General features: G+C 43.5%; 25 protein-coding genes and 4 pseudogenes. 20 read left to right on the forward strand and 9 right to left on the reverse strand.

Features of this window, described 5'->3' with window-relative positions; translation table 11 throughout:
• Positions 1-154: 154 nt before the first annotated feature.
• Genes AACM02_RS13400 through AACM02_RS13415 form a run of 4 tightly spaced genes read right to left on the reverse strand, consistent with a single transcriptional unit; the run spans position 155 to position 2000 of the window.
• Entirely contained in the window at positions 155-520 is a 366-nt protein-coding gene (locus AACM02_RS13400) for a hypothetical protein (protein ID WP_339117245.1), read from the reverse strand.
• Between the two features lie 42 nt (positions 521-562).
• The gene (locus AACM02_RS13405; protein WP_286849202.1) at positions 563-1129 is read right to left on the reverse strand and encodes a hypothetical protein; all 567 of its coding nucleotides are present in this window, start codon (positions 1127-1129) and stop codon (positions 563-565) included.
• Positions 1122-1415 (reverse strand): hypothetical protein, encoded by a 294-nt coding sequence (locus AACM02_RS13410; protein WP_339117246.1) that lies wholly within the window; start codon positions 1413-1415, stop codon positions 1122-1124. The genes AACM02_RS13405 and AACM02_RS13410 overlap by 8 nt, the downstream gene beginning before the upstream one ends.
• A gap of 45 nt (positions 1416-1460) precedes the next feature.
• Entirely contained in the window at positions 1461-2000 is a 540-nt protein-coding gene (locus AACM02_RS13415) for an RNA polymerase sigma factor (protein ID WP_332456758.1), read from the reverse strand.
• A 216-nt stretch (positions 2001-2216) separates the two neighbouring features.
• Here AACM02_RS13415 and AACM02_RS13420 point away from each other — a divergent pair, with 216 nt between their 5' ends.
• The 10 genes from AACM02_RS13420 (at position 2217) to AACM02_RS13465 (ending at position 10139) form a co-directional block, all read left to right on the forward strand.
• On the forward strand, positions 2217-2804 hold the full coding sequence (locus AACM02_RS13420; RefSeq protein ID WP_339117247.1) for a TetR/AcrR family transcriptional regulator: 588 nt from the start codon (positions 2217-2219) through the stop codon (positions 2802-2804).
• Positions 2805-2984: 180 nt separating this feature from the next.
• Positions 2985-4499, forward strand: coding sequence for a F0F1 ATP synthase subunit beta (atpD, locus tag AACM02_RS13425; RefSeq protein ID WP_286849195.1), 1515 nt, complete (start codon positions 2985-2987; stop codon positions 4497-4499).
• A 22-nt stretch (positions 4500-4521) separates the two neighbouring features.
• Complete coding sequence (gene atpC / locus AACM02_RS13430) at positions 4522-4776, forward strand: ATP synthase F1 subunit epsilon (RefSeq protein ID WP_214061896.1); 255 nt, start codon at positions 4522-4524, stop codon at positions 4774-4776.
• A complete protein-coding gene (locus AACM02_RS13435) occupies positions 4773-5210 on the forward strand; it encodes a hypothetical protein (protein ID WP_339117248.1) in 438 nt (145 codons plus the stop codon). The genes atpC and AACM02_RS13435 overlap by 4 nt, the downstream gene beginning before the upstream one ends.
• A complete protein-coding gene (atpB, locus tag AACM02_RS13440; RefSeq protein ID WP_339117249.1) occupies positions 5207-6322 on the forward strand; it encodes a F0F1 ATP synthase subunit A in 1116 nt (371 codons plus the stop codon). The genes AACM02_RS13435 and atpB overlap by 4 nt, the downstream gene beginning before the upstream one ends.
• Before the next feature lie 15 nt (positions 6323-6337).
• The gene (gene atpE, locus AACM02_RS13445; protein ID WP_214061893.1) at positions 6338-6592 is read left to right on the forward strand and encodes an ATP synthase F0 subunit C; all 255 of its coding nucleotides are present in this window, start codon (positions 6338-6340) and stop codon (positions 6590-6592) included.
• 7 nt (positions 6593-6599) lie between these two features.
• Entirely contained in the window at positions 6600-7100 is a 501-nt protein-coding gene (gene atpF / locus AACM02_RS13450; protein WP_286849186.1) for a F0F1 ATP synthase subunit B, read from the forward strand.
• 11 nt (positions 7101-7111) lie between these two features.
• Positions 7112-7666: a F0F1 ATP synthase subunit delta gene (locus AACM02_RS13455; protein WP_286855943.1), complete on the forward strand. Its 555-nt coding sequence runs from the start codon at positions 7112-7114 to the stop codon at positions 7664-7666.
• A 10-nt stretch (positions 7667-7676) separates the two neighbouring features.
• On the forward strand, positions 7677-9260 hold the full coding sequence (gene atpA / locus AACM02_RS13460; RefSeq protein WP_339117250.1) for a F0F1 ATP synthase subunit alpha: 1584 nt from the start codon (positions 7677-7679) through the stop codon (positions 9258-9260).
• A 3-nt stretch (positions 9261-9263) separates the two neighbouring features.
• Positions 9264-10139: a F0F1 ATP synthase subunit gamma gene (locus AACM02_RS13465; protein WP_339117251.1), complete on the forward strand. Its 876-nt coding sequence runs from the start codon at positions 9264-9266 to the stop codon at positions 10137-10139.
• Positions 10140-10160: 21 nt separating this feature from the next.
• Here AACM02_RS13465 and AACM02_RS13470 read toward each other — a convergent pair whose 3' ends face one another.
• Positions 10161-10853: a Crp/Fnr family transcriptional regulator gene (locus AACM02_RS13470; RefSeq protein WP_214061888.1), complete on the reverse strand. Its 693-nt coding sequence runs from the start codon at positions 10851-10853 to the stop codon at positions 10161-10163.
• A 175-nt stretch (positions 10854-11028) separates the two neighbouring features.
• On the opposite strand from AACM02_RS13470, the gene AACM02_RS13475 reads away from it, so the two are divergent.
• The 7 genes from AACM02_RS13475 (at position 11029) to AACM02_RS13505 (ending at position 18571) form a co-directional block, all read left to right on the forward strand.
• Positions 11029-11376, forward strand: a complete 348-nt coding sequence (locus tag AACM02_RS13475; protein ID WP_339117252.1) for a thioredoxin — start codon at positions 11029-11031, stop codon at positions 11374-11376.
• Between the two features lie 72 nt (positions 11377-11448).
• Positions 11449-12375, forward strand: a complete 927-nt coding sequence (gene trxB / locus AACM02_RS13480) for a thioredoxin-disulfide reductase (protein WP_286849178.1) — start codon at positions 11449-11451, stop codon at positions 12373-12375.
• 588 nt (positions 12376-12963) lie between these two features.
• Positions 12964-13983 (forward strand): Gfo/Idh/MocA family oxidoreductase, encoded by a 1020-nt coding sequence (locus tag AACM02_RS13485; protein WP_339117253.1) that lies wholly within the window; start codon positions 12964-12966, stop codon positions 13981-13983.
• Between the two features lie 9 nt (positions 13984-13992).
• Positions 13993-14751, forward strand: a complete 759-nt coding sequence (locus AACM02_RS13490; protein ID WP_214062142.1) for a PIG-L deacetylase family protein — start codon at positions 13993-13995, stop codon at positions 14749-14751.
• Positions 14752-14777: 26 nt separating this feature from the next.
• A complete protein-coding gene (locus tag AACM02_RS13495; protein ID WP_339117254.1) occupies positions 14778-15710 on the forward strand; it encodes a hypothetical protein in 933 nt (310 codons plus the stop codon).
• 1093 nt (positions 15711-16803) lie between these two features.
• Positions 16804-17838, forward strand: a complete 1035-nt coding sequence (locus AACM02_RS13500; protein WP_286854162.1) for a L,D-transpeptidase — start codon at positions 16804-16806, stop codon at positions 17836-17838.
• A gap of 187 nt (positions 17839-18025) precedes the next feature.
• Positions 18026-18571: a murein L,D-transpeptidase catalytic domain family protein gene (locus AACM02_RS13505; protein ID WP_286854176.1), complete on the forward strand. Its 546-nt coding sequence runs from the start codon at positions 18026-18028 to the stop codon at positions 18569-18571.
• 154 nt (positions 18572-18725) lie between these two features.
• Here AACM02_RS13505 and AACM02_RS13510 read toward each other — a convergent pair.
• Positions 18726-18926: pseudogene (locus AACM02_RS13510) on the reverse strand (hypothetical protein); the annotation flags it as partial.
• 495 nt (positions 18927-19421) lie between these two features.
• On the opposite strand from AACM02_RS13510, the pseudogene AACM02_RS13515 reads away from it, so the two are divergent.
• Together AACM02_RS13515 and AACM02_RS13520 are read left to right on the forward strand one after the other, a co-directional pair.
• Positions 19422-20053, forward strand: a pseudogene (locus tag AACM02_RS13515) (site-specific integrase); the annotation flags it as partial.
• 80 nt (positions 20054-20133) lie between these two features.
• On the forward strand, positions 20134-21411 hold the full coding sequence (locus AACM02_RS13520; protein WP_286854159.1) for an ATP-binding protein: 1278 nt from the start codon (positions 20134-20136) through the stop codon (positions 21409-21411).
• 194 nt (positions 21412-21605) lie between these two features.
• Here the strand turns inward: AACM02_RS13520 and AACM02_RS13525 are convergent.
• Positions 21606-21698, reverse strand: a pseudogene (locus tag AACM02_RS13525) (recombinase); the annotation flags it as partial.
• Positions 21699-22018: 320 nt separating this feature from the next.
• Between AACM02_RS13525 and AACM02_RS13530 the strand changes: the two are divergent.
• Positions 22019-22543 (forward strand): annotated as a pseudogene (locus tag AACM02_RS13530) (Arm DNA-binding domain-containing protein); the annotation flags it as partial.
• A 165-nt stretch (positions 22544-22708) separates the two neighbouring features.
• Here AACM02_RS13530 and istB read toward each other — a convergent pair.
• Positions 22709-23464, reverse strand: a complete 756-nt coding sequence (gene istB / locus AACM02_RS13535) for an IS21-like element helper ATPase IstB (protein WP_339117255.1) — start codon at positions 23462-23464, stop codon at positions 22709-22711.
• Between the two features lie 11 nt (positions 23465-23475).
• Positions 23476-25014 (reverse strand): IS21 family transposase, encoded by a 1539-nt coding sequence (istA, locus tag AACM02_RS13540; RefSeq protein WP_339117256.1) that lies wholly within the window; start codon positions 25012-25014, stop codon positions 23476-23478.
• Between the last annotated feature and the right edge of the window lie 454 nt (positions 25015-25468).

Consider the following 25468-nt stretch of genomic DNA (forward strand, 5'->3'; position numbering starts at 1 on the left):
GTCGCCAAAACGCTGTAAATTTAGTATTTTGAATTGAAACTCAACATTCCTGCGTAATAAATTTTTCTGCAAACACCCAATGGCTTTCTGATGTACAAACTAAATTCGCATAATTGGGCTAAATGTTGGTATCGGGTGCTTTGATTTTTGTGATTTATTCCCTGCGGTCACAAATGCCGTTTTTATTGGCATCCACGAAATTTACCGCACTCCCTTTACCGTTGCGAAGCCCTATGCAGCAGCCTTGTCCCCGGCCTCGCCGCGGCATGCCTTTTCCGTTACGGAAGCCCATCCCCCGGCCGCTTCCGTCAAGCAGGCGCTGTTTTCCGTTTGCATTCGAATTTCGCGGTGTCCCGTTCTCAAAATTGTCGCAAACACCGTTGTTGTCTTTATCCACAAACGCAGGTCCGTTTTGAGTGGAAGTTGTTGTGTCTTTTCTGACCGGATTCTGATTCTGAGCAGTTACCATCCCTACCGATAAAACAACTGCTATAGCTGAAATAAAAAGTTTTGCTTTCATCTTTTCTGATTTTTAATTGTTAGTTATGTGCTTCTATCTTATTTATTGCAATCTCCAACCGCGCCTGTATCTGTGCCTGTATTCCTGCCCGCGACCAATGCTGTCGTTCCGGTTGTATCTTCTTCCGAAATTGGCTACCGTCCCGTCTCTGAAAAGCGGAAGAAAGGCCCCCTGTAAACGCTCGCATTGTGAGGAATCGCATACTGATTTTATTTTCAGGTAAAAGTCGTTGGTGACATTCTTTAGTTCGGCATGATGCCTGCCTAAATGAGCCGACAAATTATGCAATCTTGTTGAGTCGGGATGAGTCCCGTTTAACTCCTCAAACATCTCGCTTTTCAGTGAGTCCATTTCGAAAATCAAATCATTGGCAACGTATTGAAAATGGCGGTTCGCTTCCCTGAAAACCTCCATCTGGGCATCATTGAATCCAAGTTCCTGCCTGAAAAAACGTCCGGTCAAGGGGTTTGGCCGGTTTTCATCGAGAACAATTGCCTGGTTGTCGTCTTTACTCTGCCTGTTATGGTAGAAAATGGTCCCGATGGTTGCCAGATTCAGGATAACCAGCAATGCTATTACGAACCACAGTATTTTGTTTGTCTTATTCATAATTTTCGAGGTTGTAATATCCTAAATTTTCCATCTGGCTGTCGTTGATGTTCATAACCGTTTCCGGCGATGTGCTGTCAACATAACTGTTACCGATTGATATTCCTAAAAAAACAACAGCGGCTACGCTCGCAGAAACGGCAGCAACTTGCCAAACCGGATTTTTTTTCACTTTCGGCTTCTGCAACTTTTCAATGTTTGCCATCACGCGGCTGCTTAAAAACGGATTAGGTTCCGTTTGCTTTTCGCGTCGGATAAAATCATCTATTTGATGTTCCGTTTTCATTCTTGTTGTTTGTTTAATGAGTTAGACACGATGACATTTAATTTCCTACGGATGTGTGCTTAATTTTTTTTGCAAATTGTTTTTTGCCCGTTGCAAAAGTTGCTCAACGGCACCTTCCGATATATTCATTACAGAAGCAATCGTTTTCTGAGGCAGTTCTTCGTATTTACTTAAGACAAAAGCCGTTCGTTGCTTTTCAGGCAACGAATCGATTGCTTTACGGATACGCTGGTCGCGTTCCGACTCTTCCAGTTGTTCCAATGGCGTTTTTTCACCGCTTGGCTTGTAAAAAATATCTTCGAGGGATTGCAAGAACCGGTTTTTTCGATTTCGATTGACGAAATTGATGCTCATATTCGCGGTAATCCTGTAGAGCCATGTAGTAAATTCCGATTCACCTTTAAAGAACACGAGCGACTGATACGCTTTCATAAAAATATCCTGGGTGATATCCTCGGCATCTTCTTTAGAATGAACGAACCCTAAAACGGTGCGAAATACCCGTAATTGGTATTTCTCCACCAGCATTTTAAAGGCAGAAGTATTGCCCGATAGTATTTCGTGTATGAGTTGTTCGTCAGACATTTACTTGTTTCAGCATTCAATAAGATATAAGACACCGGAAAATAATTTTTCCTACGGTAAAGGTACAATTTTTAGCTATTCAAGTATATTTATACTTAGGATGAATGGTCACGCACGGTGTTTACCCCCTTATTTCAATTAAAAATAAAACCGGTAATCGTAAATAAGATCTATCTTTGTAATCATGTTCTCTTTTACCGTCAAATAATTATTACAATGGAAATTACGCCAAGACAACTGGAAATTATTGAAGCAACCGGAAAAATTCTTACTGCTTCGGGAGCTAACGGGCTAACGATTAAAAATCTCGCAAAAGAAATGCAGTTCTCTGAAGGCGCTATTTACAGGCATTTTTCGAGCAAAGAAGAGATTATTATTATGATGCTTAAATATTTAAAAACCAATATCAGCAAAATATTAAGTAACCTGACAAAAACCGGCGATGTAGAAAAAGATTTTGTAATATTCTTCACTAGACTTAGCCTCTATTTTAAAGAAAATCCATATTTCGTGGTTACGGTATTTTCGGAAGGATTAATGGACGAAAGTGATAAGATAAATAACGAAATATCTGGTTTAATGACCCTTACAAGTAGCCATCTGGAGCAAATTCTCCAAGAAGGCCAAAAACAAGGAACCTTTATTCAGTCCGTTGCATCAAGCGATTTAACGATGATAGCATTAGCTACTTTTAAACTGCACATGTTTAATTGGAAGTTCAATAAATTCAAGTTTAACCTGACAGAGAACATCGGGAAAATGTCTGCTTCTCTCTTGGCTCTTTTAAGACGCAATCCGGATTAACAAACTAAATAATCCACAAGTGCATCCGTTTTGTTGCTAACGGGCAACAACGTACAAATAAATAAGCAATCAACGCAGTTGGTACACAAGGCAATTACCGTTGCTATGAATTAAAAAAGGTTTTGTCGGATATATTTTGTATATTTGTAAAATTAGGTTTCCCCTCTTTATTTATACATTATGACTCATCTTATTGGATATATATCACAAATTATCGGGCCAGTAGTTGACGTATACTTCGATCTGAAAAAATCAAAAGAGTTGCAGCTCCCCGCACTTCAAGACGCACTTTCCGTCACCAGAGACAACGGACAGAAATTAATACTGGAAGTACAACAGCACATTGGCGAGTTTACGGTCCGTACCGTGGCCATGGATACCACAGACGGATTACGGCGCGGGACAGAAGTGAAAGCATTGGGACAACCGATTAGCATGCCTGTAGGAGAGCAGGTGAAAGGGCGTCTGATGAACGTGATAGGTGAAACTATAGATGAATTGAAACCGCTCGACCACTCCGGAGCTTACCCCATTCACCGTCCTTCTCCCAAGTTCGAAGACCTGACTACAAATCAGGAAATTCTCTCCACAGGAATAAAAGTAATTGACCTGCTTCAACCGTATCTGAAAGGCGGGAAGATAGGACTTTTCGGCGGAGCTGGTGTTGGCAAAACCGTGCTGATCATGGAGTTGATCAACAACATTGCCAAAGGTTACAGCGGATATTCCATTTTTGCCGGGGTGGGAGAACGCACGCGCGAAGGGAATGATCTTTTGCGCGAAATGATCGATTCGGGGGTGATCCGTTACGGCGAAGAGTTTAAAAAAAGCATGGACGAAGGGAATTGGGATTTGAGCAAAGTAGATTACAACGAACTAAGGAAGTCACAAGCCACATTGGTTTTCGGACAGATGAACGAACCTCCCGGTGCCCGGGCATCGGTAGCGCTGTCGGGACTCAGTATTGCCGAATCGTTTCGTGACCAATCGGGTGAAGGCAACGACATCCTCCTTTTCATCGACAATATCTTCCGGTTTGTGCAGGCCGGTTCTGAAGTTTCAGCCCTACTCGGACGAATGCCTTCAGCAGTAGGCTATCAACCTACACTGGCAACAGAAATGGGCCTGCTGCAAGAACGTATCACATCTACCAAACAGGGCTCTATCACGTCGGTACAGGCTGTATATGTTCCGGCGGATGACCTTACCGATCCGGCTCCGGCAACCACTTTCTCATACCTGGATGCCACCACCGTGCTGAGCCGTAAGATTTCGTCGCTTGGCATCTATCCGGCTGTTGATCCTCTGGAGTCATCTTCGCGTATCCTGGATCCGCTTATCGTGGGAGAGAATCACTACAACACGGCCATGCGCGTAAAACAACTTCTGCAACGTTACAAGGAACTTCAGGACATTATCTCCATCCTGGGGATGGAAGAACTTTCGGATGAAGACCGGATTACAGTAAACCGTGCCCGGAAAGTGCAGCGCTTCCTCTCCCAACCTTTCTTCATGGCAGCACAATACACGGGACAACCCGGAGTAATGGTTCCCATTGATGAGACTATCCGGGGATTTACTATGATCCTCAACGGCGAACTTGACTCGTATCCTGAAATGGCTTTCCTGAATGTGGGCACCATCGATGAAGCCATCGAAAAAGGGAAAAAATTAATGGATCAATCACAGCTGTAAGAGTAATTTACATTCTTCGATCATGCAATTAGAAATTATCTCTCCCGAAAAAATGATTTTCACCGGCAGTGTCAGCTCCGTCACACTCCCCGGCGCATCGGGTTCATTTCAGATACTGGAAAATCATGCATCCATTATTTCATCACTGGTGAAAGGAAGACTTTCGTTTGTAACCCACCAGAACGAACTGATCGAATTGCTTGTCGAAGATGGTTTTGTGGAAAAGAACAATAATAAGGTAACGGTTTGTTTGGAATCAATTATCAAAGAATTATGAAGAGATTAGTCAGGCATTTTCTCATCGTTCACACGGTTATGTTGTTTGCAGCAGGGTTCGGAGTATGGTATATATTAAAAATATTTTCCCCCGACACATTAATTGATGCGTACTTTGTGCTTCCGCTTTTCTTCTACATAACCGGATTAGTATTTATTTTCATTATGATGAAAATGCCTAAAGAAAATCCCAAGGAAATAGTGAATATGTACATGCTGTTGCGGGTGATAAAAGTATTTATTGGAGTGATAATCATCACTCTTTACTGGTTCCTGGACAAAGAGCAAATACGCAGTTTCGCCATTATTTTTATTATTTTTTACCTGATCTATCTCGGAATAGAAACCTATATCTATATGAAAATAGAAATGTATCTGAAAGAAGAACAAAAGAAAAATAATCCGGTTAAAAAGAAATACCTGGAAGATCGATGAAGTACCCGTTTCACATATGGATGTGGGTGTGTGGACTGTTTTTAATGGCTCTGCCCCTTTCGGCCTCACCGGAATCTAGTCCGGACCCACAAGCCGAAGAATTGAATGTGAAAGAAATGATTCTTGAACATCTGGCAGACACATACGAATGGAAAATTACCGGCTGGGATAACGGACACATCACCGTTCCGCTTCCGGTCATTCTTCACAGTAAGACAAGCGGATGGCACCTGTTCCTTTCGTCGAAATTACATAATGATGAAAATTCATTTAACGGATTCTACGTTACCCACAAAGGAAAATACAAAGGAAAAATTGTGGAAAGAGATGCTTCCGGAGCCGAGATAAGGCCGTTTGACCTTTCGCTGACCAAGAATGCTGCATCGCTTATCTTTTCATCCATTTTGCTGATTATTCTCGTAATGAGCGTTGCCCGTTCACTGAGACGCAATCCGATGGAAGGGAAAAAAGGATTTATCGGTTTGATGGAGATGTTTATTATGTCCATCCATGATGATGTTATAAAACCTGCCGTCGGTAAAGACCATGCTCGGTACGCTCCATTTCTGCTCACGGTGTTTTTCTTTATTTTTCTGAACAACCTCCTGGGGCTTGTCCCTGTTTTTCCGGGTGGGGCAAACGTCACCGGAAACATAGCTGTAACGATGGTTTTGGCCATTTCAACCCTGCTTGTTGTCAATCTTACCGGAACAAAAGAATATTACAAGGAAATTTTCTGGCCCGATGTACCAAAATGGCTGAAAGTTCCAGTTCCGTTGATGCCCGTTATCGAACTGGTTGGGGTTTTTACCAAGCCTTTCGCGCTAATGATCCGTCTTTTTGCCAATATTACCGGCGGACACTCCACCGTGATGGGGTTGACGGCCATTGTTTTTGTAACGGCAAGCATGGGTGCAACCATAAACGCGTCCATGACGGCATTATCGGTTATCTTCACTGTGTTTATCATGCTGGTGGAGTTGCTGGTAGCCTTTATACAGGCGTATGTGTTCACGATGCTGTCTGCCGTCTTTATCGGGATGGCACGCGTAGAATCGCATCAGAAAGAAAAAGAACTTGTTGAAACAAAATACAAGACAATAAACAAATAAACTGATTAAAAAACTATGGAACTACTTTCAATTTTATTACAAGCTACGGGCTCAGGCCTGGATGTTTTTGGTGCAGCCTTAGGTGTTGGCATCGCTGTTCTGGCCGCCGGATGGGGAATCGGGAAAATCGGCACATCCGCCATGGAAGGGATTGCCAGGCAACCGGAAGCGGCAGGAGATATCCGCATGAACATGATTATTTCAGCTGCCCTTATAGAGGGAGTAGCCCTGTTTGCCGTCGTAGTCTGTGGATTTATCCTGATAAAATAGCACCGGTATGTCCCTATTGACCCCCGAACCGGGACTTGTGTTCTGGATGTCGCTCTCGTTTGGAATGGTTGCATTCATTCTGATGAAATATGGATTTCCCGTAATCCTACAGATGGTGAACAAACGGAAAGGGTATATCGACAACGCGTTGTTGGCAGCTAAACAGGCGCATGAAGAGCTGGACAAGGTGAAAGAGAACAGCCAGACAATTCTGGAACAAACCCGCCTGGAACAAGCAAAAATACTGGAGGCTGCAGCACAATCGCGTGACCGGATACTTGAAGAAGCCAAAGAGCGTGCCCGTATAGAAGCCGATAAAATCATCACAGATGCTCAAAAACAGATTGAAATTGAGAAAGAAAGCGCAGTACGGGCCATCCGTGGCGAGATAGCATCCCTTTCAGTGAGTGTGGCCGAAAAGATACTTCGGGAGAAACTGAACTCAGAGGAAGAACAATCGAAAATGATAAACCGGCTAATGGACGAAGTAATTATTTCAAAATCGTAATTCTTTCCTTAATGAACACCGGACTTATTTCCACCCGATACGCTACTGCTTTGCTGGATTTTGCCGTAGAACAAAACCTGCAGGAAAGAGTGTATTCAGAAATCAAAACACTTCTACATATGTATTCGGAGGTGAGCAACTTCCGGGAAGCCTTGGCAAATCCAGCCATAAGTATACCGGAAAAAAGAAAACTGATTCATACTGCTTCAGGGGAAAGTATCTCTAAACCGTTGGAACAGTTTATCGATCTGTTGCTCAAAAATAAAAGGGAAGAGCGGCTGCAATATATAGCCTTGCGCTTTTTGGAATTATACCGGAAAAAATTCAACATCTTAAGCGGAACGCTTATCACGGCCACTAAGGTTGATAAACCCACGTACAACCGATTAAAGTCGTTTATAGAAAGCAAAACGGGTGAAACATTAGAATTGGAACGACTGACAGACGCATCCATTTTGGGAGGTTTTATACTTCAAATAGGCGATAATCGATTGGATACAAGCGTATCGGGACAACTACTCCGGATAAAGAGCGAATTGAAAGAAGTGAATAGAAAAATCGTCTGATAATAAAAACATGTCTAACAATATAATAAGAACGAGCGAAGTATCGGAAGTGTTACGCATGCAGTTGCAGGCGATAGACACCGATGTTCGATTCGACGAAACCGGCGTTGTGATGCAGGTGAGCGACGGTGTTGTCCGGATTTACGGACTGCGAAATGCCGAAGCTAACGAACTGCTCCGTTTCGACAACGGTGTGGATGCCATCGTGATGAATCTTGAAGAAGACAACGTCGGTGCCGTCCTGTTGGGGCCTTCGATAGAAATCAAAGAAGGAACAACCGTGAAACGCACCAAACGGGTAGCCTCAGTCTTTGTGGGAGAAGGAATGCTGGGACGTGTCATAAACACGATAGGGGAGCCCATCGATGGGTTGGGAAAAATAACCGGCGAGGTTTATGAAATGCCACTGGAGCGCAAAGCCCCCGGGGTAGTTTTCCGACAACCCGTAAATACTCCTCTGCAAACGGGACTGAAAGCTGTGGATTCCATGATTCCTATCGGCCGCGGACAACGCGAGCTTATCATTGGCGACCGGCAAACTGGAAAAACCAGCATCGCCATCGATACCATCATTAACCAGCGCAGTAATTTCGAAACTGGGGATCCGGTGTACTGCATCTATGTAGCTATTGGACAAAAGGGTTCAACGGTGGCTGCTGCCGTACAAACACTCAAGGAATACGGAGCAATGGATTATACCGTTGTTGTTGCCGCCAACGGAGCCGATCCTGCAGCAATGAGGTACTATGCTCCTTTTACCGGAACTGCCATAGGCGAGTATTTCCGCGATACGGGACGAAATGCCCTGGTAGTATTCGATGACCTTTCCAAGCAGGCCGTAGCCTATCGGGAAGTATCGCTGATTCTTCGCCGTCCTTCGGGACGGGAGGCCTATCCGGGAGATATCTTCTACCTGCACTCGCGACTGCTGGAGCGTGCGGCACGGATTATCTCGCAGGAGGAGATGGCCGTTCAGATGAACGACCTTCCCGAAAGTCTGAGAGGAAAAGTAAAAGGTGGCGGTTCCCTTACCGCTCTTCCCATCATAGAAACACAGGCGGGAGACGTATCGGCATATATTCCCACGAACGTGATTTCCATTACAGACGGACAAATTTTTCTTGAGACCGATTTGTTCAACAACGGCAAGCGCCCGGCCATAAACGTAGGGATCTCGGTGTCGCGCGTAGGCGGAAACGCTCAAATTAAGTCGATGAAAAAAGTAGCAGGAACGCTCAAAATCGATCAGGCTCAATACCAGGAGCTGCAAGCATTCACCAAATTCGGTGGCGACATGGACAAAGTGACAGCAATGACCATCGATAAAGGGCAAAAAAACGAGCAACTCCTCATACAGTCGCCCCATCAACCCCTGAGTGTAGAAAAGCAAATCGCTATCCTCTACTGCGGGACAAAAGGACTGTTAACCGATGTTCCGTTGGAAAAAGTTTCCGAATTTGAAAAAAAATTTCTCCAGATTCTTGAGCTTAACCACCGGACAGACGTACTGGATGAGTTGAAAAAAGGTGTTCTCAACGATGTTGTCACTAACATTCTGGAAACCGTTGCTGCCGACACCAAGAAACAGTTGTAGCCAATGCCTTCGTTAAAGGAAATAAAAACACGGATACAGTCGGTGCGGTCGACACGAAAAATCACGTCGGCCATGATGATGATCGCTTCTTCCAAATTACGGAAAATACAGAAAATCATAGAAAACCTGTATCCGTACCAACAGAAACTGCAACAATTGATGGAGCTTTTTGTGAACTCACAAGATAACCTGGTTTCCCCATTTGCAGAACGACGTCAGATAAAGCGGGTGGCACTTATCCTGTTTTCGTCCAACACAAGCCTTGCCGGCAGATTCAATGAAAATGTAATCTCCCAACTGAAGGTTACGGTAAACGAATATCTCCCTCTAGGAAAAGAGAATATCCACATTTATGCCATTGGTGATAAAGTGTATGAAGCAGCCCGGAAATTGGGGTTTGAGACTCCAAATAATTTTTGCCACATCGCCGACAAGCCCTCGTATGAAGCAACGCGGCAACTGGCCTCGGATCTGATGGAACTTTTTTTAAACAAGAAGATCGATAAAGTGGAGTTAATTTATCATCACTACAAAAGCAAAGGAACACAGGAACTGTTACGGGAAACATTTTTACCCATTACCCTGATGACAGAAGATGAAAGATGGAAAATTCCCCAGCCCGATTATATCGTTGAGCCTGATCCACAAACCATCATGGACCAGCTCATCCCTAAAGTACTGAAATTGAAACTATACACTATTCACGCAGATTCAGTATCATCGGAACATGCCGCACGTACTATCGCCATGCAAACCGCCACCGACAATGCCGATGATCTGCTGGACGAACTCACACTCCAATACAATAAACTACGCCAGCAATCCATTACTAACGAGCTGTTGGATATCATTGGCGGATCGTTTGGAAAGCCTGGATAATTTTTGAAAGTGAACCTTTTGTTAACCCAACCGCTCTGTTTTTTCCAACTCCGACCGGTCAAGTATAGTGATGTCTTTTCCTTCAAGCACTATAATCCCATCACGCTCAAACTCTTTTAGAAACTTGATGGTACTCTCCGTGGCTATGGAAGCAAAATTGGCAATGTCCTGCCGGGAAAGGTGCGGAAAAACTTCTTGTCCCGAGAATTCATCTCCGCTAAGATACAACAGTGCCGAAGCCAGTTTGCCCCGCATCTGCTTATACGTGATATTACCGATAACCGTCAACAATTGACGCTCATCGCGAAAATTTCGCGACGTAATGCGCATGGCAAACTCCGCATTGTTCATCAACAATTGACGCATGTTTTCCTTATCAATCATGCAAACCTGTGTATCCGTCAACGCTATAGCCGATGTAGTGTGTACCGTTTCCCCGAAAACAGAGGCAAACGCCAGAAAATCTCCTGGTTTTGCCAGTTGTAGATTCAGCTGCTTATCGCGTCCGGCTTGTAGGTAAACCTTTACCAACCCATCCATTACCAACAAGACATGGGTGGAGAATGCGCCCTGTTTAAACAACGTTTCTCCTGCCAGATAGGTGAGTTCTGTTTTACCGGAACTGATAAGCGTCAGCTCCTCAGGCTTCAAGTCGCGAAAACAAGCTACCATCTTTTCGCAATTATCTGTATCACTCTCTGGAAATGGGTTCATTTTTCTTACTTTTTCCATCAAAGATACAACCTTTTCATATAACTGACATTTATCAGTCCAAAAACTGACAAAGCTCATTTTTTTTCATGGAGTATGTCAGCCGGTATTCTTCGTTTTCAAACCGATTATGCCATAACTTTGTCGTCGGAAAATAACAATAAAATCAACAATAATTATGAAGTATTTAAGAACTAACATCCACGAGATTGAAACTGCTGAAGAGCTGCAGAAAATTATCAACGAGAACGAAAACGTAATGGTATGCTGCGGACGTATGGGACCGATGTGTATCCCTGTTTATGAAATCATGGAAGAACTGGAAGAAGAACGCCCTGAAGTGAAATTCTACTCCATGGCTTTTGACAGCCCGGAATCGGGAGTTATAAGAAATGCTCCCGAATGCCGCGGATTTATGGGACTTCCTTTCACCATGTATTATAAAAGCGGAAAGGTAGCCAAGGCAACCACCAGCATACAAAATATGCAGCAAATCACATCGAATCTGGATCAGTTTCTGTCCTGATAATTATTTTTTGTATTAATTTCATGAAGATCAATCCCCAAAAGGATTGGTCTTCCTTTTAAAAGAAAGAGTATGGAGAAAATATACGACGTAATGATCTTGGGAGCCGGAGCGGCCGGATTGTCTGCGGGAATCTATGCCTCGCGCGGAAAACTGGATACGTTGATCTTAAGCGAAGGCGTTACGGGAGGACAAATGGTATTGACCAATGAAATAGCCAATTATCCTGGCGTGGAAACGATAAAGGGATACGAACTGGTGGATATTATGAGGAGGCAGGCCAAAAGTTTTGGCTGCACCATCAAGACAAATGTTAAGATTGTACGTTACCAATTAGCGGGTGAAACTAAAGAAGTAGAACTGGAGGACGGAAGAATCTTCCGGGCGAAATCGGTGATCTTGGCCCCCGGAGGAAAACCCCGCTCGCTGGATATTCCCGGTGAAAAGGAGTTCGAAGGACGGGGAATCTCCTATTGTGCCACGTGCGATGCCGATTTCTTTCAGGACAAGCGGTTGATTGTGGTGGGAGGCGGAAACTCCGCTCTGGAAGAAGCCGTAACCCTAACCAACTTTGCATCGCACGTAACGATAGTGCATCAGTTTGACCATTTTCAGGCATTTGCTCATGCAGTGGAAGAGGCGAAGCAAAACCCGAAGATCAGCTTTGTGATGGAATCGGAGCTTCGTGCCTATATGGGCAACGGAACGTTGAAAAAGGTGCAGATCGAGAACTTAAAAACCAAAGCGGTCTCCGAATTGGAGACCGATGGCGTTTTTGTTTTTATCGGCTACAAACCCAATACCTCCGCATTTAAAGGTATGGTAGAGATCAACGAAAGGGACGAGGTCATTGTGGATCCAGCAATGAGGACCAATATCCCCGGCGTTTTTGCCGCAGGCGACAGTATTGCCAAACGCTACCGGCAGGTAACCACTGCGGTGAGTGACGGCACAATTGCCGCACTCAGCGCCACCGAATACGTAAGGGCCAAAGAGTAAATTTCCTTTCGAATTTAACAAACACAATAAAGTCCTGAAAGCCAAATGCTTTACAGGGCCTTATTGTGTTATAATACCTTGTGCCTTACTGTTGTTTATAGCGGTCTGAATCTATGCCGGCAAGTTAATTCAATAAATTACTGATTTGTTATGCTTTTTTTATACATTTGCAGAACCAACAATAAATAATTGAACCTTCCCAAACAAAACGACGTACTGTGAAACAATGGTTCAACGATACTTTCAAAGACAAACAGCTTCTTTACTTTAGTAAAAAGGCGATAGAATCAATTTTTCAGTTTCGCAAGCTTTTTAACTTTTTCGGACAAAAAGCTTGGTTTTTCTTTAACCTATGACTTGTAGTAAAGCAATCATAAGGTTGAATCTTTTTTTACGAAATTCTCAACATAAACACCGTAAGTATTTATAAAATAATTACTCCCTGAACCAAGAAATATCAATGAACAAAGCATTTAAATTTAACAGGACTTGTCAAAAGAGAATGAGTGAGTTTGCCATAGTTGAAATTATTATAAAACAATACATGAAATCAATTAAAACAATTTATAAATATAAATTCAACGTATTATGAAAAAGTATAACGTAGGAATCGTTGGTTACAGTTGGGCTGCAGGCGCCCACATAGACGCAATTAATAGGACCTCTCTTGCACAGGTTACTGCGATCTGTTCTTCGCGGGGACTGGATTCGAAGGAAATCAGCGCCAGGCACGGAGGGAACATCAGGTGTTACGAGGATTATTCGGAAATGATTGCCAATCCCGATATACATGTGGTGTCCATATGCAGTTATCCTGCCCTCCACGCTAAGCAGGCCATTATGGCAGCCCGGGCCGGCAAAAACCTGATCATTGAGAAACCGATAGCCCTCACGTGGGAAGATTGTCTGGCCCTGGAGAAGGCTGTGAAGGAAGCTGGCGTAAAGACATGCGTCTGCTTCGAGTGCCGTTTTTCCGGTCAATTACAAACTGTAAAGTCACTTATAGAACAAGGATTATTGGGGAAAATTCATTATGCGGAAGTTGATTATTACCACGGTATCGGGCCATCTTACGGGCAGTACCGGTGGAATATTAAAAAAGAGGAAGCGGGAAGTAGCTTGTTGTCGGCAGGGTGTCATGCCATGGATGCCCTCTTGTACTGTATCGACAGTGAAGTTGATGCGGTTCATAGCTACTCGACCGGCTCTTCCCATGCCGATTTTGCCAAATATGAATATCCCACCAGCTCCGTTTCGATCATAAAATTCAAAAACGGTGCTGTAGGAAAAGTTGCCTCGGTTATTGATTGTCTGCAGCCCTATTATTTCCATTTCCATTTGGTAGGAAGTGAAGGGAGCCTTTTGGATAATAAATTTTATTCTACGAAAATCAAAGAGTTAAACAAGAATAAATGGAGTGATTTATCCATGAAGCTGCTTGATTCGGGCGATGTGTCCGATCACCCATACCTGCATCAGTTTGAAGCATTTTTTAAAGCAATGGACGAAGGCAGGGAGATGCCTTTAACCAGCTTGGCGGATGCCATGAAAACACACGAACTGATTTTCGCCGCTGATAAATCCGCCGAGGAAAATAATCTTAAATGAAATAACAGGATGGATCTGGAAAAAAGAATTGTTGCCATTTTAGCGCATCCGGACGATGCGGAATTCATGTGTGCCGGGACATTGTCCCTGTTTAGAAACAGGGGCTGGGAGGTTCATATTGTCACCATGACTCCCGGTGATAAAGGCTCTGCGGTACACACCCGGGAGGAAATTTCCCGGATAAGGACCGGCGAGGCACGCAGATCCGCGCAGATTATCGGGGCAACCTACCATTGCGTGGGGCTCGAAGATGTGTACATAATCTACGATAGGGAAGCGATAAACAGGACAACCGCCGTGTTGAGAAAGATCCGGCCCTCGATAGTTATTACCGCCAGCCCGACGGACTACATGGTGGATCACGAGACGACCGCAAGGATTGTTCAGACGGCCTGCTTCTGTTGTGGCATAAAAAACATGGAAGTTGATGAAGCGCCCTTCGAGCCGTCACCCTACCTCTATTACGCGGACGCCATGGATGGAAAGGACAAGTTCGGACATGCCGTCGCCCCCTCGATGTATGTGGACATAACGGGAGAGATGCCGGTTAAGGAGGAGATGTTGAAAGCCCATGCAAGCCAGCGGGACTGGCTGCTTGAACACCACAAGGTGGACGAGTACATCCTTTCCATGAAACACTTTGCGGAGGTAAGGGGAAAAGAGGTGAACCGCAAGTACGCGGAAGGTTTCCGGCAACACCTGGGGCACGGGTTCCAGCAGGGAAACGTGCTTGCCGGGATCCTGGAAGAGAATATCATTATCAAGTAAAACACCCAAATTAAATAATTTAAACTATGTCACGAAAAATAAGTATGCTGGCCCCGGACTGGTGGGATTTCACAACACTGGAAGACGAGATTCTGGGCGATGCCGCCAGGTTGACCCCCGAAGATATGCTGGCCCTTTCAAGGCCCGGATTCAAGGTTGTTTTCTACGACACGCTGGAGGACTTCTACCTGGCCGAGGCGCTTGAATACATTACAGCATGGAAACAAGCTACGGCAAGTGAACCCGTCGGGGTCTGCGGCCCCATAGGACCAACCGAACAGCTCCCGCTGGTGGCCCGGCTGGTGAACGAGCTGGAACTGGATCTGTCAAATGCCCATTTCTGGGGTATGGATGAATGGTACGTGGACGGGAAGGAGATCGGCGTCGAGAGCCCCATCTCGTTCGAAAGGGCGAACAATGAGCTGATGTTTCACAGAATGAATAAAAAACTGCGCATGCCGGAGGAAAACATACACTATCCCGAAGCCGACACCTCGAAATACATCGGGAGTTGGAACACGGGCGTACGATGTGCGGTAATGCAGGGCGGACAGGGTGACACGAAACATTGGGCCTTTAATGATCCGGTGAAAAGAGAAGGGAAATACAAGGACAACCCTCCCTCGCTGGAAGAGTACAAGAAACTGACCACCCGTGTTGTCGACCTGCATCCCATTACCTGTATGCAAAACGCGAGGACCAGTGCCGGCGGTGTTGTTACGGGAATCCCCTCGCAGGCCTTGACGGTGGGCCCCGTACAAACCTGGCAGGCCGAAAAGGTATCGATCTGGCAGGCGGGAGTACATGACAATCCGTTTGGACAGAGGCTGACCGCATTGATGATCGGGAAAAAGATTATTGACTCCGCCGTGCCCATGTCGCTGCTGGCAGACCACCCCAACGTCCAGTTCAACTACTACAGGGGGGGACTGGGTACCTGCGGAACCGAAATGCATTAACATGCTGGCGAAGAAAAACGAATAGGCAATTGCCTTTGTCTATCAAGGAGGATAGATCTGGAGCGTTGTCCACGTTTATTTACAGGCACGCAAAAAGAGGCCGTCTCATAATAAACTATGAGACGACTTTTTTCTGTCTTCTTTTAGTAGATAATAACATCTAAAAAGATAAAAATAGCCCCTGATAAACCTTATAATGCCACTTTAGCAGGTTATGTGCAATCGAGAACAATACATACTTCACTTCTGCCCTGTCTTTACCCCTGTAGAAGAACCGTTTGCAATTTTTTGTTTTTCAGGGTACCGAAAGCAGCCTCCTCCTTCGGGTAACAACTGTAAAGAATTCACGCTACACAAGATGATCGATGCATGTGATGGTGTCGGAAGTGGTCTGGTGAAGGCGGATTATTTTTGCGGAATTATTTCACCTGGATGAGGTGGAAGTAGTACATTGTCGTTGGACTGTAAAATTTAACATTACTTCTGCACCATTTCAAATAGTCTTAAAATCTCTAATTTTTAAGCAACTAGGCAATTTTTCGTTCATGAAAATGAAAACCGTGAAACAGCCTCTTTATCACTTAAAAATGATTCGCTTTTTCAACCAATATGCAAGTCCAACCGCTAATTACAAGCTAATTGGACTTATTCATATCTCATTTATTGCGGAGAGAGGGATTATGAACCTTCTCCTTTCCTTTATCATTATCAATGATTTAATTTTTAAAACCTACAGTCGGCAACGAATTAGGCACAATTTTACAGCACCTTATTTGTCCACTTTTGACCTATATTCTCTGCATATATCTTAGGTTTAAAGATATAATTATTTTTGTAATAAATAACTTTCATAACATCAATTAATTATATTTAATTTAGCGCAAGGAAATGCGAATGCTTTATTCTACTGGTTCTACTACAGAGCGACTACCCGACCTTCTGGGCAAGCGAGAAAAGCTCTGAGCTACCAAACAAATTATGAAATAGTTATTAAATGAATGATCATTTTGTACAGTTTGGTTGTTACATGAAGTAATCAGTTACATAAAACAATTCAAATTGAAAAAAACCACACATATAACAGAATAAACCCATGGAGTTCAAAAATATTCAACCTATTCATATTCTCCTTCTTTTATTCCTCACATTGGTAATTCAAACAGGCTGTAAGCCCGGGGACAGCAGCGACAACCTCACACCCGAAGTCACTACAGAAGACATCGACACAATCCCCATAACGGAAGTAAAAAAAGAATGGACAGCCGCCGATATACAGTTGACAGAAAACCTCGAATACGATCAATATACACTGGAAGATGAGTATCCATATAAGGACACTGTACGTCGCTTTCAATGGGAGAAAGTAAAAGAGAAGATTGCACACCTTGAAAATGCAATGGAAAATGGCGGCAACTGGGGAGTATTCAGTAACTATAAAAATATGAATGGCGAAGCTCCCACCATAGAAGGCTTTGTACGCAACGAATATAAACGCGTGTCCGACGAGTATGGCGTGGAGCGATACCAATCGGTGCCGCTTTATGACGTAACGCAAACCGACAAGATGCTACGCTACGGCAGAGATGGATGGCTCGTAAAAATTCCCGATAGCGATACCACAGAGTTAGTACGTGTGCAGGGTGTATCCTTTGAGGGAGAGTACCTCGTGCCCAACCGTTACCTGAAACCCTGGGGCAACACCATCCGCTTTACCAAGGTGGTAGTAGTTGACGTCACCAACCAGCATGTTGCTCTTCTCGAAAAGCAAGGCAACACGTGGAATATCCTTAGCAAGAACCCCGCCACCACCGGTGTACACAAACCTCCCTATGCCCAGGAAACACCCACAGGTCTCTTTGCTATTCAGCAAAAGAAGGAAAAAATGTATTACCAGCAAGATGGCAGCTCCCAAATTGCTGGTTACGCCCCTTATGCGTCCCGCTTCACCAATGGGGCATACATCCATGGAGTACCGGTACAGCTACCCAGAAAGAATATTATTGAATACAGTGCATCATTGGGCACCACACCCCGATCGCACATGTGCGTAAGAAACGCATCCTCACATGCGAAACTCGTTTTCGAACGGGCAACTGTTAAAGAATCTGTCGTATTGGTAATTGACTGATGGAAATATTCAGAAAAAAGGTATATTTGAAAATCACTTTCTGAATTTATCTATGCGTACATTCACTATTACTCTGTTTTTGGTCCTCTTCTGGAACCTCTCTTTCCCTATTGGTGGGGATTCCTCGCATGGGGATATAGTAAAACCTAAACTCTTCGATCGGGATTGTGAGCTTCTCTATGAAGAGATGAACCTCAACGGATTGATTCAATTTAATGCCTTTGAAGCAGCTTTCACGGGTTATAAAAAGTTAAATAATAATAATTCAATCCTTACGGTAATTGATTTCAGTCTTCCTTCCACTGAAAAAAGAATGTATGTTCTGGATCTTGAGTACAAAGAGGTGTTATTTGTCTCCTATGTTTCACACGGACGGAACAGTGGAGAGAACTACGCCACTAAGTTTTCAAACCGAAACGGATCATACCAAAGCTCTTTGGGATTTTATCGTACAGGCAGCACCTATGAAGGAGGAAATGGTTACTCACTTCTGCTTGACGGTTTGGAAAAAGGGATCAACGATATGGCCCGATCACGGGCCATTGTGATTCACGGAGCCGACTACTGTAGTGAGACAGTAATTCACTCTTCCGGGCGACTGGGACGCAGCTTCGGATGTCCCGCACTTCCCAGAGAGCTGACAAAGCCTATCATCGACGCCATCAAGGGAGGCTCCCTCCTATTCATTTATGCCGATCAGCCTGATTACTTGCAGAAAAGTAAGGTGATTTAAGTCGTGCAGAAAGGGAGAGTTATAAACCAACCTCTTGTTCCGATAGATATCAACAATTTAATCATTAAAACCTAGAATCGGCAACGATTTATACAAAACTTTAAAGCACCTTATTTATCCACTTTTGAGCTATGCTCTTCTGCTAAAGTGAAATTCATTTTCTTTTATTATTTTGTGCTTTCTCATAGATGTTTTTTCTACTATTGAGCCAAGTATCTGCTTCCTCTTGAATTTCAAGTTTAGTTCTCTTTCTCCCTTTCTCTATCCAAACAAGCAATTTATCTTTAAAAAAGTATAGTTTTTTCCCATTCTTATAACAAGGAACCTCTCGCTTCCTGACAAGTACATACACAGTTGCTTATATCTCTATATTAAATAATTATGGAATAAAGTTGAAGGAAATTTCACCAAATGAATATCCAATGACAGAGAAAGTAGTAGCAAGAACACTTGTGTATTTTGCAACGTGCCGTTCTCGTTATAGCGATACATAGCCGTTTATATAAAATGGCAAATGCTGGAGGATAATGGTTGCTGGATATTCGAAGTAACAAGCTGTGGTCAGAAATTAATTCAGGCACTTCCATGCCGGCAATTCATTACTATTTGCAAAGTAACTTATTTTATAATTAACTGGAAGAAAACGGTGAAATTTGGACAAATTGTTATCGTTTTGTCCAAAACGGAATCGGTAGTCGGTAACGATTTAGGCACGAAATTGTATCTTTTGGGGTCTTTTTAGTGTTCTTTTAATCGGACATAAAAGACACATAGTCATATAAATCAATGACTTGCAGGCCTTCATCTTGTTATTATCTGGTTTTGTCCAGACCTTCCATCGGAGGCTCTTTCTGCCTATGATAGTTCTAAACCAAAACTAAAAAACTCACTCAAAAAAGTAATTTCTCTTACTTGGGATGAACTGACAAAATTTAGGGAATTCCAAATACCGGAACAAAAACAATACTTGTAGCGTGTCCGTGATGGGTTTTTATTTTGTTGCTTTACCGGATTAAGATATTCTGATGTTTTCAATCTTCACCGAAGTGACATAAAAGAAGGCCACATTGAAGTTACTACCGTTAAAACAGCCGATAGTCTAATTATTGAGTTGAACAATCACAGCAAAACCATTCTCGAAAAATACAAAAACATCGCATTTCAAGAACGAAAAGTACTGCCTGTTATCAGCAACCAACGTATGAATACCTACTTGAAAGAATTGGCGGAATTCGCAGAAATAAATGAGCCTGCGCCTGAAACCTACTATAATGGAAATGAGCGCATTGATGTGGTTACGCCAAAATATGCTCTTTTAAGCATGCCGCTCGTCGCACTTTCATCTGCAACGCCCTTTCACTTGGCATTCCGGCAAATGTGGTTATGAAATGGACAGGACACAGCGATTACAAAGCAATGAAACCTTATATCGACATTGCCGACGATATAGAAGCCAATGCGATGAGCAAATTCAATCAGTTACAGCATAATTATTCGAATAAAAACCAAGAATATTTTCAAGTGTATTTGAAAATAATTATATTTGCGAAAAATATTCAATTATGATTGAAATAATTAGTTCCATTCGAAAGTACAATTTTTGGGATAATAACCCGATAGATTTGGGATATTCTCGTACATTCTACACGGACAAAATTGGTCAATATCTTGGCAATAAATTGGTAAAAGTACTTGTCGGTCAGCGTCGTGCAGGTAAAAGTTACATCTTACGCCAAATCGCATCCAAATTGATTTCCGAAGGTGTAAAGAGCCAAAATATTCTTTACATCAACAAAGAATATATGGAACTGGCGACTTTGCGAACCGCTGTTGAGTTGGAACAGCTTTACAAAACCTATCGAGAAGCTTTAAAACCCAGCGGAAAAGTGTATGTTTTTATTGACGAAATACAGTATATCGATGAGTGGGAACGGTTTGTAAACTCACATTCACAAGATTTTGCAGAGCCGAGCGAACTATTTATCAGCGGTTCAAACTCTAATCTTTTATCCGGTGAATTGGCAACGCTTTTGTCGGGTCGATACGTAGAATTTGAGATTTTCCCGTTTAGTTTTCCCGAATTTTGTGGAATTTCAGGATTGGAAATCAATAGTGGAAATTACAGAAAATTCCTCCAAAGCGGTGCCTTGCCCGAACTTTTCAACTTGCCCAACGATGAAATGAAGCAGAATTACGTGTCGTCCATAAAAGATACGGTGATGTTGCGCGACATTGTGGCACGCTATAATATCAAGGATGTAAAGTTGTTAGACGATTTGTTTGTTTATTTAGTCAATACTGCATCCAATTTGATTTCGATAACCAACATCATTAACTTTTTTGCATCGAAAAAGCGTAAAACAAACTACGAAACGCTTTCATCTTACGCCAATTATTTGGAAAATTCATTTCTCGTTCATCGTGCCGAACGCTACAACATAAAAGGCAAAGACACGATTTCGGGCAACAGCAAGTATTATCTGAACGATTTGGCTTATCGAAACTATCTTTACGCCGGGTACGGATACGGAGTTGGATATCTTTTGGAAAATGCAGTTTATTTGAGTTTACGACGTGCAGGCTACCAAGTTTATGTAGGAACAATAAAAGATACGGAAGTCGATTTTGTGGCAATAAAAGGCGATAAAAGGCTTTATTTACAAGTAACTCTTAGCCTTACAGAAGAAATCACAATAGAAAGAGAATACCGTTCTTTAAAGCTCATTGATGACAATTTCGATAAGTATGTAGTAAGTATGGACGATTACAAGATACCCACCAATGAAGGGATTGAACATATATCTGCGTGGGAATTAGAAGATTTTCTGAATAGCCTATAATATGACCAAAATCGCCGACATCCTTCCCCGATACACACAATTCAACACGATAATTGCCGAAATTTCGAACAGGCGTTCGATTGAGTTTTCTCAACAACAATTCGTTGCTGATTTTTACACTCAATTCAATAATATCCAATCGTTTGAAGCGATGTTGATTGATTTGACGATGCAAACCAAATTGGAACGCTTCAAGACCTTTCAATATTTGTATGACCTAACATTTTTGACACAGTCCCGATAGGGACACCTTTACTTAATGTGGTAGTGGTCGCAAACGTATGGCGTAAGGTATGAATAATAATCAAGGAAACAGTAATCCGCGAAACGATGCAAATAAAACGTAATTCGTTCAAGATGAATCATTTTGCTTCAAATTGTCATTTTGCTAAAAAGTAGAATATTGCAAAATACAGCAGTATTTCAGTTACCAATTCGTTACCTCGGTTGTTACCGAAACAAAACAGGTAACTAACAGCAAAACAACGAACTTGATTCGGGTTCTTTTGTTTTAATTCACAGCATTTTGCATATCAAAGAGCACTTATATAACCGGTAACTTTGTCGTCAGATATTTGACGACAAAGTCCATAAAATTATAAGTGTTATGAAAACAGAAAAATTCAAGGTTCTGCTTTACCTCAAAAAAAGCTCTCCCGACAAGTCGGGCAAAACTCCCATCATGGGTCGCATCACTGTCGGACGGACGATGGTGCAGTTCAGCTGCAAACTCTCCTGTACTCCCTCGCTTTGGAATCCCCGAGAAAGCCGCTTGAACGGCAAAAGTCGTGAGGCGGTAACCGCCAATGCCAAGCTGGATAGGTTGTTGCTTGCTGTTAATGAGGCTTACCATGCGCTGATAGAGCATAAACAAGCTTTCACAGCTGAAGATGTTAAGAACCAATTTCAGGGCAGTGTTGATACCCAAATGACACTCCTCCGGCTATTTGACCGTCTTACTGACGAACTAAAAGCCCGAATAGGTATTGACCGTGCGGCAGGAACACTCCCAACTTACACCTATACTCGCCGAGCTTTGGCGGAGTTTATCAAAAAGAAGTTTAACGCTTCCGACCTTGCTTTCGGACAGCTCAACGAGCAATTTATCCGCGAGTTTCAAGAGTTTGTTTTAGTGGATGTTTATTTCACCCCAAAAGTATACCAGTATTTCAATCCAAAAGTATACCATTTAAAATTAATTTGCAAACTTGTTTTGTTAGTATTGCTATTTTGGCGGTACCGCCAAAATAGCAATACTAACAAAAGGTTGGTGCTCTTATTTTGTTTCTCTTTCCTTTCATTGTATATTCATCATTTTTTTTGTTTCTTTAATTCTGTATGACTCCCCGTTCATATTTACCAAGTGTGCTTTGTGCGTGATTCTGTCTACCAGGGCAGCCGTGAGTACCGGGTCACCGAAGATTTCCTGCCACCGGTCAAAGGACAGGTTGGTGGTGATGATGGTTGCCTTTCTTCCGGTTCTGAGCGATAGGTGGTTGAACAGCAGTTCGGCTCCTTTTTTATCGAAAGAGACATATCCGAACTCGTCGCAGATAACCAGGTCGTACTTCTCAAACTTGGCCTCAATCTTTCTTAACGATAGTTCCGAGTGCGATTCACGCAACTGGGTAAGCAGCCGGTGGACGGTGGTAAAAAACACCTTGTAACCCTGTAAGCAGGCTTTCAGCCCCAAGCCGATGGCGATGTGCGTTTTGCCCGTTCCGGGATTGCCCGAGAGAATCACGTTTTGGGCGGCGCCTATAAAATCCAACCGCTCCAATACAGGCAGTTTTTCCTGTGCCCCCGCGGGCAGTTGGGAGCGGTTCAGATTGCTCAGATACATTTTGGAGGGGAACTCCGCGTTTCGTATCTGGGCTTTTTTACGGTTTTCAAGCCGCAGTTCATATTCGCGCTGCATTAACGTGAGCAGGTAGGCTTCATAATTGAGTCCCGAGGCGGCCGCCTCCACTGCCAGCTCTCTGTAGTCCCGTCTGAAAACGGGCAACCTGAGCTCTTTGCTGTAGACTACGATGTCTTGATGTGTTGTTTCCATTTGTTGTCGTTTTAAGCCATTAATCCGGTTATGTAAGCAAGTTGCCTTTGAGCCATAGTGCAGATAGTGTCCTGGGGCACGCTGGGGGCTTGCTCGATAGTGTTGCCCAACAAGGCGCGCAGCTTCTCCACGCTAAGGGATACACAGGGACAATCCAACAGCCGAGCGACGGTTTCCTCCAATCTCTGCTGACTGATTTTACGCTCATGGCAGAAGGAGAGCAGACCGATAAATTCACGTGGCTGATGGCTGAAAAAATCCAGGTATAGTTTTTTTAGATAGCCACTTTGTGCCAAGGCCACACTGCCGGCTAAAGCGCCCGGTTTCCTTTGAAAGGTGGACAGGTAGTGCGCGATGTGCACCACCCATTCGTGTTTACCGTAACTTCGCGCGTGAAGGCCGACGCGTTCCTCTCCATGATACAACTCCACGCTTCGGCTCGAGGCTTTCATTTCGACGAACTTTCCCACTAAATTATCGGGCACCGAGTAGCGGTTGGTACGGTAACAAACGGTGGCGTACTTATCCACCCGTAATTGAATTTGTTCACTGCATATAAGCTCCGAAGCGGGATGAGGCATCAACACCGGCACCTCTTGGGCAAACAGTTCTTCAGCGCTCTTGCCGTAACCCTGCTGTTTACGACCGTTTAAATCTTTCAAAATCCGGGACAGATGCGATGAGGCCTGTTCCAGGGTTTCAAAATCGTCTTTCAGAGCGAAAGCTTTGCGGCGAACGTACTCCACGCTGCGCTCCACGTGCCCTTTCTCGTTGCCCCGGTAAGCGTTGCAGAAACGATGAGTGAATCCGTAATGCGCACGCATCTCCAACAAGGCACGGGTGGGTTCTTTTTCATGACGCCCCACGAAACGGGCCACCGCCACACGCATGTTGTCGTAAACCATACGGGGGTAAACTCCCCCCACCGAGGCAAAGAAACGTACGTGAGATTCCTGGAAAGACAAGGTGTCCTGCCCATGGTAAATATAGGCTTGCCGATAGTTACTGTAAGCGCCGGTGAAAACGGCAAGGTGAAACTTGCGCCATTTACCCCCGATGAGCAGTTTTATCTCCCCCCAGTCAAACTCGCAGCTCTCGCCCGGGTTGTAAGACTGACGGATAAACGCTTCTTTTGGCTTTTGACGATTTTCTTTGCCGGCAATATAATTACACACCGTGGTGTAACCGATGTCAAATCCCTGCAGGTGGAGTTGCTCCAAAATGTCTTTCTTTTTGAGCATTTGTTTGACCAGACCTTGGGCTTTTTTTTGTTCGTTCACCGCAAGCAAATTATCGATAGCCGATTCCACTTCGCGCGTGAGTTTCAGCTTTGACCGAGCCCGGGAGAGCCGGTAAACCGGCTGCAGGAACAGATTACCCGAATGAGCCTTCTCTTTATAAGTGCTTGATTGCAAACATGAGGCATGTTCATCGAGGTATTTCTTGACCGTCTTGCGGCTGATGTGAAGATCGCGAGCTATTTTACGCTGACTGTGACCTTCACGGTGACTTCGAATGATGATTTCTTGTTTTGTATACATACTTATCATTTATGGTGAACAGATAAAATCCGTTCAGGTTAATAAGTGGTATACTTTTAGATTGAAAAGTGGGGTGGTTTTATATTAATATATACATAAGATAAGGCTTTTAAGCGTATTGGCAATGCGCCTAATTCAATTGATTTAATAAATTATCTCTTCGAGTCCATTCCGCTTTTGCTCTATCGGAAAAGTCAAGAAGATGAACATAGGATGGATGTAGATTTAAAATCTCTTGTTCATATTAATTGTCTGTCTCAGTTGTTATTGGGTCTGAAACCAAAGTATCAGGGCGATTAGCTTTCTGCTGCTGATTAGTGCAGGCAATGATTGTGAAAATAGGTAAGCATGTCCAGTGTTTCATTTTAGCAAGGTTTTTTTATTGGATGACGCACAACGTTTGCCAAACCGCTGTTGAACTAAACCTTCGGTAGCCCTTTCCGCAGATAGTCTTACTACCTTT

The organism is Petrimonas sp. (assembly GCF_963921705.1).
GTDB lineage: Bacteria > Bacteroidota > Bacteroidia > Bacteroidales > Dysgonomonadaceae > Petrimonas > Petrimonas sulfuriphila.